At 68.7% G+C, this 13246-nt stretch carries 10 protein-coding genes; all 10 read left to right on the top strand.

The window, feature by feature from the left end; genetic code table 11:
- The first annotated feature begins 247 nt into the window (after window positions 1–247).
- Complete coding sequence (locus ACYVD1_RS30870; RefSeq protein WP_460778016.1) at window positions 248–1606, top strand: extracellular solute-binding protein; 1359 nt, start codon at window positions 248–250, stop codon at window positions 1604–1606.
- Window positions 1607–1617: 11 nt separating this feature from the next.
- Window positions 1618–2535, top strand: a complete 918-nt coding sequence (locus ACYVD1_RS30875) for a carbohydrate ABC transporter permease (protein ID WP_460778017.1) — start codon at window positions 1618–1620, stop codon at window positions 2533–2535.
- A 1-nt stretch (window position 2536) separates the two neighbouring features.
- Window positions 2537–3433, top strand: coding sequence for a carbohydrate ABC transporter permease (locus ACYVD1_RS30880; RefSeq protein WP_460778018.1), 897 nt, complete (start codon window positions 2537–2539; stop codon window positions 3431–3433).
- 27 nt (window positions 3434–3460) lie between these two features.
- Window positions 3461–4507: an arabinan endo-1,5-alpha-L-arabinosidase gene (locus ACYVD1_RS30885; protein WP_460778019.1), complete on the top strand. Its 1047-nt coding sequence runs from the start codon at window positions 3461–3463 to the stop codon at window positions 4505–4507.
- A 110-nt stretch (window positions 4508–4617) separates the two neighbouring features.
- Window positions 4618–6141 carry an arabinosylfuranosidase ArfA gene (arfA, locus tag ACYVD1_RS30890; protein ID WP_460778020.1) on the top strand — a complete coding sequence of 508 codons (1524 nt, stop codon included), beginning with the start codon at window positions 4618–4620 and terminating at the stop codon, window positions 6139–6141.
- A gap of 58 nt (window positions 6142–6199) precedes the next feature.
- Window positions 6200–7309, top strand: coding sequence for a multiple monosaccharide ABC transporter substrate-binding protein (gene chvE, locus ACYVD1_RS30895; protein WP_460778021.1), 1110 nt, complete (start codon window positions 6200–6202; stop codon window positions 7307–7309).
- Entirely contained in the window at window positions 7306–8910 is a 1605-nt protein-coding gene (locus ACYVD1_RS30900) for an ATP-binding cassette domain-containing protein (protein ID WP_460778022.1), read from the top strand. The genes chvE and ACYVD1_RS30900 overlap by 4 nt, the downstream gene beginning before the upstream one ends.
- On the top strand, window positions 8907–10145 hold the full coding sequence (gene mmsB / locus ACYVD1_RS30905; RefSeq protein WP_460778023.1) for a multiple monosaccharide ABC transporter permease: 1239 nt from the start codon (window positions 8907–8909) through the stop codon (window positions 10143–10145). Before ACYVD1_RS30900 ends, mmsB begins: the two co-directional genes overlap by 4 nt.
- On the top strand, window positions 10102–11988 hold the full coding sequence (dnaG, locus tag ACYVD1_RS30910; protein WP_460778024.1) for a DNA primase: 1887 nt from the start codon (window positions 10102–10104) through the stop codon (window positions 11986–11988). Before mmsB ends, dnaG begins: the two co-directional genes overlap by 44 nt.
- Before the next feature lie 104 nt (window positions 11989–12092).
- Window positions 12093–13178 carry an RNA polymerase sigma factor RpoD gene (gene rpoD / locus ACYVD1_RS30915; RefSeq protein ID WP_460778025.1) on the top strand — a complete coding sequence of 362 codons (1086 nt, stop codon included), beginning with the start codon at window positions 12093–12095 and terminating at the stop codon, window positions 13176–13178.
- Window positions 13179–13246: the final 68 nt, after the last annotated feature.

Here is a 13246-nt window from a genome sequence, read left to right on the forward strand (position 1 = left end):
GCACGCTCGTTACCTGGCCCGCCATCAGCACGAGCGGGCACGCCAGGACACCTACCTCCAGGCCGCCTGACGATCACGGAAGGTAACCATCACACAGTCGAAGGACTTATGAATCGCTGCACTAGGGCCCCTCGGGGCCCGGCCACCGGCGGGCCTTCGGGCCCGGCCACCGAGAGGCGCCATCCGGCGCACCGTTTTCCGCGGGAGGCCCAGAGGGCCTCCATCCCCCCAGCGCAAGGAGAACACCATGCGCGACGGTTCGAACGGTCCGTCCAGACACCGTTCCTTTTCCCTGTCCCCACCCGGCTTCCCAAGCCCACCGTCCCGCGGCCCCGGCCGCAGGGCGTTCGTGGCCGGATCCCTGGCCGCCGGCCTGGCGGCAGCGGGCTGTTCACCGCCCGACCGCATCGTCAGCGGCCAGACCAGGCTGCGCGAGTGGAACCTCTTCGCCGGCGGAGACGGCCTGCGCCTGATGGAGATGCACGAGGCCTACCGGAACGAGCACCCTCACATCGACCTCCGCGCCGTCACCTTCGATTGGGGCAGCCCTTTCTACACCAAGGTGGCCATGGGCGCGGCGGGCGGCCGCGGCGCGGACTTGGCCACCGTGCACCTGTCGCGGCTGGAGAGCCTGGCCCCGGGGCGCCTGCTCGACCCTCTCGACCCCGCGCTCCTGGCCGAGTACGGCATCGACGACACCGTGATCCTCCCGGAGATCTGGGACGCGTGCCACTTCGACGGTCAGCTGTACGCCGTCCCCATCGACACACACCTCCTCATCCAGTACTACAACCTCGACGTGTGCCGGTCCGCGGGCGTCCTCGACGGCGACGACCGCCTGATCACCACCAACGGCGTCGACGAGTACCTCGACATGCTGCGCGCGGTCCAGGACGTCACCGGAAACCTGGCTCTGTCCATCGACACCCACGGCCCCTGGGACAACTTCTGGACCCTCTACCGGCAACAGGACGGCGACATCGTCTTCGGCGAGAACGACTTCGAGATGGACGACGACAAGGCCCTGACCGCCATGGAGCTGCTCTACCGGCTCTCCGAGGAAGGGCTTGCACCGCGCCACTCCGCCGACGCCGACACCGCGGCCAACCTCAGCAACGGGCAGGCCGGACTGATGTTCCACGGGAACTGGGAGATCCCGACCCTGGAGGAGACCGGTGTGGACTTCTCCGCCACCCGGTTCCCCGACATGTTCGGCAACCAGCGCACCCGCGGTGACTCCCACTGCTACGTCTTCCCGCACCAGCGCGACCGCGACCCGGAGACCACGCGCGCCTCGGTCGAGTACGTCGCCTGGATGCTGAAGAACAGCATCACCTGGGCGGGCGGCGGACACATCCCCGCCTACCAGCCGGTCGTGGAGAGCCCCGAATACGACGCGCTCCACCCCCAAGCCGAGTACCGGGACGCCGCCGAGGACGTCGTGTTCGAACCGGAGGCCTGGTTCAGCGGGTCCGCGGGACGCTTCCAGGACGAGGTCAGCGGAACCCTCAGCACCCTGCACACCGGGAGCCAGACCCCGGAACAGGTCCTGGAGGAGTTCAAGCACCGGGTCCGGACACTGATCGCCATCCCCTCGCCGGTGTAGGAGACCCTGACATGGCACTACGGGAAAAATCCCCCGCTCAGGGGACACAGCTCACCGACGTCCGGACCCGGCGGCGCACGTGGACCGGGTTCTGGTTCGTCCTGCCCTTCCTCGGCTTCTACGGCCTCTTCGTGGTCTGGCCCGCGATCGTCGGTTTCGGGTACACGTTCACCGACCGCAGCCTCGCCGGAGGGTCCGTCTCCTTCGTGGGGATGGACAACTGGACCGAGAGCCTCACCGACCCCTACATGTGGGACTCGCTCTGGAACACGCTGGTGTTCACACTGCTCAGCGTCCCCATCATGGTTCTGCTGGCCCTCGGTATGGCCCTGCTGACCGACCACGCCCGCCGCCTCGGCTGGTTCCTGCGGTTCTCGTTCTTCGCGCCGTTCGTGCTTCCCGTGGCGGTCATGACGCTCATCTGGGGGTGGATGTACAACCCCACACTCGGGCTGTTCAACGACGCCCTGGCCCGCGTCGGACTGCCCGGTCCGGAGTGGCTGCACAACGAGAGCACCGCCATGGTCTCGGTGGTCATCGCCACCGCCTGGTGGCAGGTCGGGTTCAACTACCTGCTCTACCTCGCCGCCATGCAGTCCATCCCCAAGGACGTCTACGAGGCGGCCGGCATCGACGGCGCCGGGGCCTGGCAGAAGGTCGGTCGCATCACCCTGCCCCTACTGGCCAGGACGACCGCGCTCATCACCATCCTCCAGCTCATCGGCTCGCTCCGCGTCTTCGAGCAGATCTACCTGATGACGGGTGGCGGACCCAACCACGCCACCAGGACAGCGATCCAGTACATCTACGACTCCGGCTTCGTCGGTCTGCGGATCGGGACGGCCTCGGCCATGGCCTACGTGTTCATGGCGCTCATCATCGTGGCCTCCATTGCGCAGTTCCGCTTCTTCGCCCGGAAGGAGCAGTGACATGACCACGACCGCCGAAAAGCCCGTGACGACCGCGCGCACCGTGCGAGGGAACGGTGCCGCGCGCAGGCCGCGCCGGAGGCTGAATCCGGGCCACGTCGCCCTGTACACCGTCGCCGTGCTCGCCGCCTTGCTCTGGCTCGTCCCCCTGGCCTGGGCCTTCGCGACCTCGATCAAACCCGAGGGTGAGACCACCGCACTTCCGGTCACCTGGTTCACGGCCAACCCGACCTGGGAGGCCTACGCCGCGGTTCTGGGACGCGGCGACATCATCCGGTGGACGGCGAACTCCTTCGTCACCACCGTCATCGTCACCGTGCTGACCCTGATCCTGACCGTCCTGGCCGCCTACGGGTTCTCCCGCACCACCTTCCCCGGGCGCGGATGGGTGTTCGCCTTCATCATCGGCGGCATCCTCATCCCGCCGCAGACCCTGATCGTGCCCCAGTTCGTCCTCATGACCCAGCTCGGCATGGTGGACACCTACTGGGGGATCGCCCTGCCCCAGGTCGTCGCACCCGTCTTCGTGTTCATCCTCAAACGGTTCTTCGACGCGATCCCCCGGGACTACGTGGAAGCCGCCCGGATGGACGGGGCCGGACACCCGCGCATCCTGTGGAGCATCATCCTGCCGATGTCCCGGCCCATCCTCGCCGCCATCGGCATCTTCACCTTCATCGGCGCCTGGAACAACTTCCTGTGGCCGTTCATCGTGACCACCGACCCGGAGATGATGACGCTCCCCGTCGGTCTGGGCACCGTCGCCGGGGACTACGGCATCATGTACGCCCAGCTCATGGCCTCCGCTGTCCTGGGCGCCATCCCCCTGCTCATTGTCTTCCTGCTCTTCCAGCGACACATCGTCACCGGTGTCCAAGGCGCCGGGATCAAGGGCTGACCACGGGCCAAGGAAAGGAAACCCCCCATGCACACCGCACTCCGCGCCGCGGCCCTGGTCGGGCCCGCCGCCCTGCTGCTCAGCCTGGCGGTACCCGCCGCCGGGGCCGAGGACTGGGACCGCCCGCCGAACAACCCCGGCATGCCCGTGGCCGGACACCAGCCCGACGACATCCACCCCTTCGCCGGCGGGCTGCGCGTCCACGACCCCGTCCTGTACACGGAAGGGGACGACTGGTACGTCCTCGGTACCGGAAACGCCGAGATCAACGACGGGACCATCCAGATCCGCCACTCGCCCGACGGCGAGCACTGGACCTACACCGGAACCGTCTGGGACACCATCCCCGACTGGGTCCGCGAGGCCGTGCCCGGAGTCGAGACGCTCTGGGCACCCGAGCTCTACGAGTCCGGCGGCACCTACTACATGTACTACGCGGCTTCCACGTTCGGTGACAACCGCTCCGTCATCGGCCTGGCCACCAACACCACTCTCGACCCCGAAGACTCCGACTACGAGTGGGTCGACCGAGGCCAGGTGGCGGAGTCGAACAGCGACGACGACTTCAACGCCATCGACCCCAGCATCATCGAGGACTCCGACGGCCGCCACTGGATGACCTTCGGCTCCTACTGGAGCGGGATCCACCTCATCGAACTCGACTGGCCCGACGGGACGGTCGCCGACGGGGCCGAGATGCTCCACCTGGCCGACCGGCAGGAGCCGCCCAACGCGGTGGAAGCGCCCAACATCGTCCACCGCGACGGCTACTACTACCTGTTCACGTCCTGGGACGCCTGCTGCGAGGTCGGCGCCGACTACAAGGTCACCGTCGGTCGGGCCACCGACGTCACCGGCCCCTACACCGATGCCGACGGGGTGCCCCTCCTCGAGGGCGGCGGCACGCTCCTCGTCGGGGAGGAGGGCACCATCAGCGGTTCCGGGGGCCAGGCCGTCGACGGCGACGTGCTCGCCTACCACTACTACGACAGCGACCTCGGCCCCGACTTCGACTTCCGCCTGGCCCTGCGCACCCTGACGTGGACCGCCGACGGCTGGCCCCAGGTCGACTGAGCCGGACCCGCTCCGCAGACCCCGCAGCACCACCGACCACCCGACACCACCGGAAGCGCAGCACCGACCGGCAGCGCACAGAACCGATGGAAACCAAAGGAGAACCGCGTATGCTCCACGCCTCCCTGACCGCCGACCCCGCTCAGACCGTCGGCCCCGTGCACCGCCGCACCTTCGGCTCCTTCGTCGAACACATGGGCCGCTGCGTCTACACCGGCATCTACGAACCGGGACACCCCACCGCCGACGACAACGGCTTCCGCCGCGACGTCGCCGACCTGGTGCGGGAACTGGGTGTCACCACCGTGCGCTACCCGGGCGGCAACTTCGTCTCCGGGCACCGCTGGGAGGACGGCATCGGCCCCAAGGACCGGCGCCCGGTCCGCCGCGACCTGGCCTGGCACAGCATCGAGACCAACCAGTTCGGGCTCGACGAGTTCATGACCTGGTGCCGCGACCTCGGCATCGAACCCATGATGGCGGTCAACCTCGGCACCCGAGGCCTCCAAGAGGCCCTGGACCTGCTGGAGTACGCCAACCATCCCAGCGGCACCCACCTTTCCGACCAAAGGGTCGCCAACGGTCACGCCCGACCCCACGACATCCGCATGTGGTGCCTCGGCAACGAGATGGACGGCCCCTGGCAGATGGGCCACCTCGACGCCCGCTCCTACGGGCGCAAGGCCGGACAGGTCGCCCGGGCCATGCGGATGGCCGACCGAGACCTCGAACTGGTCGTCTGCGGCAGCTCGGGTTCGACGATGCCCACGTTCGGGGCGTGGGAGGACACCGTCCTGGAGGAGACCTACGACGCCGTCGACCACATCTCCCTGCACGCCTATTACGAGGAGCGGGACGGCGACCTGGCCTCCTTCCTCGCCTGCACCACCGACATGGACCACTTCATCGACTCGGTGGTCGCCACGGCCGACGCCGTCGGGGCCCGGCTGCGCAACCCCAAGCGCATCCAGCTCTCCTTCGACGAGTGGAACGTCTGGTACCTGGACCGCCACCGCGAACTCGCCGAGCAGCAGCCCACCGACGACTGGCAGGTCGCCCCGCGCGTCATCGAGGACCAGTACAGCGTCGCCGACGCGGTGGTGGTGGGCAACATGCTCATCAGCCTCCTGCGGCACAGTGACCGCGTCACCGCCGCCAGCCAGGCACAGCTGGCCAACGTCATCGCCCCGATCATGACCGAACCCGGCGGCCCCGCCTGGCGCCAGACCATCTTCCACCCCTTCGCCCTGACCGCCGCTGCCGCCCGCGGGCACGTGCTCCACACCGGCGTCAAGGCCCCGGTCCACGAGACCAAGGGCTACGGCGAGGCCCCGCTTCTGGACGCGGTCGTCACCCACGACGAGGAGCGGGGCACCGCCTCGCTGTTCGTGGTCAACCGCTCCACCGACCAGCCCCTCACCCTCGACGCCGATCTGCGCGGCTTGGACCCCACCGCCGTCACCGAGGCCCAGACCCTCGGCGGCGACGACCCCTACGCCGCCAACACCATGGACGCCCCCGACCGGGTCGTCCCGCGACCGGCCAAGGACGTGCGCTTGGAGGACGGCAGGCTCACCGCCGTTCTCCCGCCCGTCTCCTGGTCGGCCATCACCCTCTCGACAGGCCACAACTGACCGGACCCCGGCAGGGGCGCGCCGTGCGCCCCTGCCGGGACCGGAGAGGTGAGGAACCATGCCCTGCCAGAAACCCCTCCCACTCACCGCACCCCTGACTCCCATCGCGGCCGCGCTCTGCGCGGCCCTCCTGCTCAGCGCCTGCGGCGGCGTCGGCGACGCCGCCCAACCGTCAGGGGACGAGGGCGTCATCGGTATCGCCATGCCGACCCAGTCCTCCGAGCGCTGGATCAACGACGGCGCCAACATGGAGTCCGAGCTGGAGGAGCGGGGCTACGGCGTCGACCTCCAGTACGCCGAGGACGTCGTGGAGGACCAGGTCTCCCAGATCGAGAACATGATCACCCGCGGCGCGGACGTGCTCGTCATCGCCTCCATCGACGGCGAGGCGCTCGGCGACGTGCTCGACATGGCCGCATCCGACGACATCCCGGTGATCGCCTACGACCGGCTCATCATGGGCAGCGAGAACGTCGACTACTACGCCACCTTCGACAACCACGGGGTGGGAGTGCTCCAAGGCGAGTACATCGAACAGGCCCTGGACCTGGAGAGCGAGGATGGCCCGTTCAACATCGAGCTCTTCGGCGGCTCGCCCGACGACAACAACGCCTACTTCTTCAACGACGGCGCGATGTCGGTCCTGGACCCCCACATCGACGACGGAACGCTCGAGGTGGGCAGCGGGCAGACCTCCATGGAGCAGATCGCCACCCAGCGCTGGGACGGCGCCCTCGCCCAGTCCCGGATGGACAACCTGCTCAGCTCCAACTACGGAGACGCCGAACTGCACGCGGTCCTCTCACCCTTCGACGGCATCAGCCTCGGCGTGATCGAGTCCTTGCGCGCGGTCGGCTACGGCGACGAGGACCTGCCGCTGCCCGTGGTGACCGGGCAGGACGCCGAGGCCGCCTCGGTGAAGTCGATCATCGCGGGGGAGCAGACCCAGACCGTCTTCAAGGACACCCGGCAGCTGGCCGCCCGGACCGTGGCGATGGTGGAGGCGATCACCGGTGACGAGGAGGTCGAGGTCAACGACACGGAGACCTACGACAACGGGGCCAAGGTCGTGCCCTCCTACCTTCTGGAGCCCGTTTCGGTCGATGCCGACAACTACCACGAGGTCCTGATCGGGAGCGGCTACTACGAGGAGTCGGATCTCGAATGAGCGAGAAGGAGGCCGGGCCCGCCGCACGCGGCGGGACCCTCCTGCTGATGCGCGGCATCCGCAAGGAGTTCCCTGGAGTCACCGCACTGGACGGCGTCGACCTCCGCGTGGACCACGGCAGGGTCCACGCCCTGATGGGCGAGAACGGGGCCGGCAAGTCCACCCTGATGAAGGTCCTGAGCGGGGTCCACCCGACCGGCTCCTACGTCGGCGAGGTCCTGGTGGACGGCGAGACCTGCGGCTTCTCCGGGGTCGGTGACAGCGAACGCGCGGGCATCGCCATCATCCACCAGGAGCTCGCCCTCATCCCCCAGCTGTCGGTCAGCGAGAACATCTTCCTGGGCCACGAACGCTCCCGCCGCGGCGTGGTCGACTGGGGTGCCACCCACGCCCAGGCCCGTGAGCTGCTGCGCCGGGTAGGTCTGGACGAGAACCCCGCCACCCCCGTCCACGCGCTCAGCGTCGGAGCGCGCCAACTCGTCGAGATCGCGAAGGCCCTGGCGAAACGGGTCCGGCTCCTGATCCTGGACGAGCCGACCTCTGCGCTGAACGAGGCGGAGAGCGACCGGCTGCTCGAACTCCTGCTGGGCCTGCGTGAACAGGGTGTGACCTGCATCCTCATCTCGCACAAGCTGGGCGAGGTCGTGCGGGTGTGTGACGAGATCACCATCCTGCGGGACGGTCGCGCCGTCGAGACCCTGTCCGTGGAACGGGACGGACAGGGGCGCCCCTCGGTCGACGAGGACCGGATCATCCGGGGCATGGTCGGCCGCGACCTGGACCAGCGCTACCCGGACGCCTCCGGCGAGGTCGGCGAGGTGCGCTTCGAGGTCCGGGACTGGACGGTGCTGCACCCGACCCAGGCGGGGAGGCTCATGGTCGACGGAGCGGGCATCACCGTCCGCCGGGGCGAGATCGTGGGCCTGGCGGGCCTGATGGGCGCCGGGCGCACCGAGTTCGCGATGAGCCTCTTCGGCCGCTCCTACGGGCGCCGTGTCCGGGGGCACCTGCTCAAGGACGGCCGGGAGCTCGACACCTCCAGCGTGACGGACGCGATCCGCGGCGGGATCGCCTACGTCCCCGAGGACCGCAAGACCCTCGGTCTCGTCCTGGACGACGACATCCGCCACAACACCACCATGGCCGCCCTGGGCCGGGTGTCCGAGCGCGGGGTGATCGACTCCGGCCTCGAGGCGGTGGAAGCCGGGCGGATGAGCGACCGGATGCGGGTGCGCAGCCACGGGACGACCCAGACCGTCCGGACGCTCAGCGGCGGCAACCAACAGAAGGTCGTGCTCGGCAAGTGGATGTTCACCCGGCCCGAGCTGCTCATCCTCGACGAGCCCACCCGGGGCATCGACGTCGGTGCCAAGTACGAGCTGTACCTGATCGTGCGCGGACTGGCCGCGGAGGGCGCCTGCGTGCTGCTGATCTCCTCCGAACTCCCCGAGATCCTCGGCATGAGCGACCGGATCTACACGATGAGCGAGGGCCGGATCACCGGTGAGGTCCCGGGCGACGAGGCCGACCAGGAGGGACTCATGCGGTTGATGACCCGTACCCGGGAAGACGGCCCGACTGACGAAGGGGGACCGCGATGAGTACACGCGTCTCCAGGATCAGCACGGCGCTCTTGCGCGACAACGCTCGCCAGTACGGGATGGTCATCGCCCTGATCGCCATCATCGTGCTCTTCCAGATCCTGACTGGCGGGCTGCTCCTGCGACCGCTGAACATCACCAACCTCATCATGCAGAACTCCTACGTCCTGATCTTGGCGATCGGCATGATGATGGTCATCATCACCGGCCACATCGACCTGTCGGTCGGGTCGGTGGTCGCCTTCACCGGAGCTGTGTCGGCGATCATGCTCACCTCGTGGGGTCTGCCCACAGTGCTCGTGGTGCCCGCCGCCCTCCTGCTCGGCGGGCTCATCGGCGCCTGGCAGGGCTTCTGGGTCGCCTACGTCCGGGTCCCGGCGTTCATCGTCACCCTCGCGGGGATGCTCATCTTCCGAGGGGCGACCCTGGCCGTCCTGGGCGGCGAGTCCGTGGCTCCGCTGCCCACCTCCCTGCGCGGTATCGCCAGCGGCTTCCTGCCCGGTACGGGTGATTTCAGCCTCCACCCGCCGACGCTGCTCCTGGGCGCGGCGGGTGCGGCCGCCCTCGTGTGGATCCAGTGGCGCTCGCGTGCCCGGGGCCGCAGGCACGGGCTTCCCGTGCCGCCCGCGGCGGTCACCGCCGCGGCCTCGGCCGCCACCGTCGTGGTCATCATGGTCTTCGCGTACGTGCTCGCCTCCTACAACGGACTTCCCGTCGTGGGTGTGCTCCTGATCGCGCTCATCGTCGGGTACGCGTTCGTGATGCGCTCCACCACCGCGGGACGCCGCGTGTACGCGGTGGGCGGCAGCGAGCAGGCCGCCGCGCTCTCGGGGATCAGGACCCAGCGCACGACCTTCTGGGTGTTCGTCAACATGGGTGTGCTCTCCGCCCTGGCGGGGGTCGTCTTCACGGCCCGGCTCAACGCCGCCACCCCGGGCGCGGGCACCATGTTCGAACTCGACGCCATCGCGGCGGCCTTCATCGGCGGCGCGTCCGCCGGGGGAGGGGTGGGCACCGTCATCGGTGCCGTCATCGGTGCCCTGGTCATGGGTGTGCTCAACAACGGCATGTCCCTGATCGGGCTGGGCGTCGACTGGCAGCAGCTCATCAAGGGCCTGGTGCTGCTCCTCGCGGTCGCCTTCGACATCTACAACAAGCGTCGTGTCTCCGGGGTGAACTACTCTGAAGACCGTGGCAGGACGGATCAAAGACGAAGACATCGCCCTGGTGCGTGAACGCACCCCCATCGCTGACGTGATCGGTGAGTACCTCCAGCTGACCAACGCCGGAGGGGGCTCGCTCAAGGGGTTGTGCCCCTTCCACGACGAGAAGTCCCCGTCCTTCAACGTCACCCCGGCCAAGAACCTCTACTACTGTTTCGGCTGCGCCGAGGGCGGGGACGTCATCTCGTTCGTGCAGCAGATCGACGGCCTCAGCTTCACCGAGGCCGTGGAGTCCCTGGCGCAGCAGACCGGGATCGTGCTCCGGTACGAGGAGGGCGGCGGCCGCAGCACGTCCCGCCGGGACGAGGGCAAGCGCAAGCGGCTGCTGGACGCGCACAGGGCCGCCGCGGAGTTCTACGCCGAACAGCTCCTCTCGTCCGGGGCGGCGACCGCGCGGCAGTTCCTGACCGACCGCGGGTTCTACCGGCCGCACGCCGAACGCTTCGGGTTGGGCTACGCACCGGCCGGCTGGGAGAACCTCACCGCCCACCTGCGCGGGAAGGGCTTCACCGACGCCGAGCTCATCGAGGGCGGTCTGGCCAGCCAGGGGCGGCGCGGCGCCTACGACCGGTTCCGCAACCGGTTGCTCTGGCCGGTGCGCGAGGTCACCGGGGAGGTGGTCGGTTTCGGCGCGCGCAAACTCAACCCGGAGGAGGACGGGCCCAAGTACCTCAACTCCCCCGAGAGCCCCATCTTCCACAAGAGCCGCCTGCTCTACGGCCTGGACCTGGCCAAGCGGGAGATCTCGCGGCAGGGCAAGGCCGTGCTGGTCGAGGGCTACACCGACGTGATGGCCTGCCATGACGCGGGGGTCACCACGGCGGTGGCCACCTGCGGTACGTCCTTCGGCGAGGACCACTTGAAGATCCTGCGCCGGATGCTGCACGGCCGGTCGAACCACGAGACCAAGGTCGTGTTCACCTTCGACGGTGACAAGGCGGGGGAGAAGGCGGCGGTCCGGGCCTTCGCCGAGGAGCACGGCTTCACCTCCGAGACCTACGTCGCGGTACAGAAGGACGGGCTCGACCCCTGCGACCTGCGCCAGCAGGAAGGTCCGGCGGCCGTCGAGCACCTGGTCGAAAACGCGACCCCGCTGTACAAGTTCATGATCCGCAAGACCTTCGAGAACTACGACCTGTCCACCGCGGAGGGCCGGATCGCCGCCCTGGACGCTGCCGCCCCCGTGGTGGCCAGCATCCGCAACGAGGGCACCCGCGAGGTCTACGCCAAGGATCTCGACCGCTGGCTCGGGTTCATGGACGAGTCCTTCGTGCGGCGCCGCGTCCGTCAGCACATGGGCCGGGGCAGGGTCCAGGGCGGGAACCGTGCCCCGGCGGCCCAGCCGGCCCCCGCGCCGGAGGCTCGGGAGGCCCCGTACAACCTCAACGACCCCTCCGTGCAGCGGGAACGCCAGGCCCTCAAACTCGCGATCAAGTACCCCCACCTGGCCCGGGGTTTCGACGGGCTCACCGAGGAGGACTTCACCGTCCCCCAGCACCGGGTCGTGCTCACACTGGTCCGGGAGCAGGGCGGGGTCGACGCGGTCACTGACTCGGGGGCCTGGCCGCTCGTCCTGCGCGACGCCGCTCCGAACGAGGCACAGCGGGATTTCGTCACGCGCTTGGGTGTAGAGGAGATGGAGTTCTATGGAGAACTTGACGAGCATTTCGCTCGACAAATGCTGAGCACAATCAAGGAGCATTCCATCAACCGGCGGGAGTCAAACCTCAAATCCCGGCTCCACCGGATTGACCCGGCCGCCGAACCCGAGGAACACAACCGGCTCTTCGTCGAACTCATGCAGCTCAGCCAGCAACGACGGTCCCTTCGGGAGGCCGAGGCTGAGGGTATGTAGCAGGAGGGTGACAATAGTAGTTCTCCCTATGGGGGAAGGTCTGCGGGCACAATGTAGTGGTGGCTCCCACAGTTGTGACCAACGAAATACCACCTATTCGTCAGGTGGTCCGACTACTCCCTGACTCGGGCCGGGGAACGGTAAGTCGTGGGGAGGTCGCGTCGGCCTTGGAGCGCCTGGACGCGCCCCCCGACTCCCTGGACCAGACCATCACCGACCTGGCCCGCGCCGGGGTCGACGTGGCTGACCCGGAGGAGGCGGTGGCCCCCGTCGACACGGGCCGCCGCTCCGGCTCCGACCTGGTCCGCCTGTACCTGCGCGAGATCGGCCGCGTCCCGCTGCTCAGCGCGAGGGAAGAGGTGGACCTGGCGAAAGCCATCGAGGTGGGCCTGTACGCGCAGCGCCGGAACCCCTCACTCGGCCTCTGCGGCGCGGACGAGCTCGCCGCCCTCGCGGACGAGGGCAGGCGCGCCAAACGGCGCCTCATCGAGTCCAACCTCCGCCTGGTGGTGTCGATCGCCAAGCGCTACATGGGGCGAGGGCTCCTCTTCCTGGACCTGATCCAGGAGGGCAACCTCGGCCTGATCCGCGCGGTGGAGAAGTTCGACTACACCAAGGGCTTCAAGTTCTCCACGTATGCCACGTGGTGGATCCGCCAGGCGATCACCCGTGCCATCGCCGACCAGGCCCGCACCATCCGCATCCCCGTGCACATGGTCGAGACCATCAACAAGCTCGTACGGGTGCAGCACCAGCTCCACCAGCAACTCGGCCGTGAACCCAGCGTCGCCGAGATCTCCTCCGCCGCCGGATTCGGCGGAGAGCGCGTCCTGGAGATCCAGCGCATCGCCCGCGAACCCGTTTCCCTCCAAGCTCCCATCGGCGAGGAGGAATCCGACTTCGGAGACTTCATCGAGGACTCGGACGCCGTGATACCGGTGGAGGCGGCCGCCTTCAGCCTCCTGCAGGAACAGCTGCGGGTGCTCCTGGGAGACCTCTCCGAACGCGAGCAGCGCATCATCCGGCTGCGCTTCGGGCTGGTCGACGGGCGTCCGCGCACGCTGGAGGAGGTCGGGTGCGAATTCGGTGTGACCAGGGAGCGGATCCGCCAGATCGAGGCGAAGACCCTGGCCAAGCTCCGGCACCCGTCGCGGGCGGGTGCCCTGAAGGAATTCCTCCGAGGCGGCTGAGTGAGGCGGCTGGGTTCCGCATGGGACCGCCGGGTCCCGTGTGGCGTACACGGCGGGTGACCACCCGT

This window comes from Nocardiopsis nanhaiensis, from assembly GCF_054778635.1.

Bases quoted from the DNA above. Each gene is read 5' to 3' on its own strand.
- ACYVD1_RS30880 (WP_460778018.1), top strand. From the start codon at position 2,537: ATGACCACGACCGCCGAAAAGCCCGTGACGACCGCGCGCACCGTGCGA.
- ACYVD1_RS30900 (WP_460778022.1), top strand. From the start codon at position 7,306: ATGAGCGAGAAGGAGGCCGGGCCCGCCGCACGCGGCGGGACCCTCCTG.
- ACYVD1_RS30870 (WP_460778016.1), top strand. From the start codon at position 248: ATGCGCGACGGTTCGAACGGTCCGTCCAGACACCGTTCCTTTTCCCTG.
- ACYVD1_RS30885 (WP_460778019.1), top strand. From the start codon at position 3,461: ATGCACACCGCACTCCGCGCCGCGGCCCTGGTCGGGCCCGCCGCCCTG.
- ACYVD1_RS30875 (WP_460778017.1), top strand. From the start codon at position 1,618: ATGGCACTACGGGAAAAATCCCCCGCTCAGGGGACACAGCTCACCGAC.
- mmsB (WP_460778023.1), top strand. From the start codon at position 8,907: ATGAGTACACGCGTCTCCAGGATCAGCACGGCGCTCTTGCGCGACAAC.
- arfA (WP_460778020.1), top strand. From the start codon at position 4,618: ATGCTCCACGCCTCCCTGACCGCCGACCCCGCTCAGACCGTCGGCCCC.
- chvE (WP_460778021.1), top strand. From the start codon at position 6,200: ATGCCCTGCCAGAAACCCCTCCCACTCACCGCACCCCTGACTCCCATC.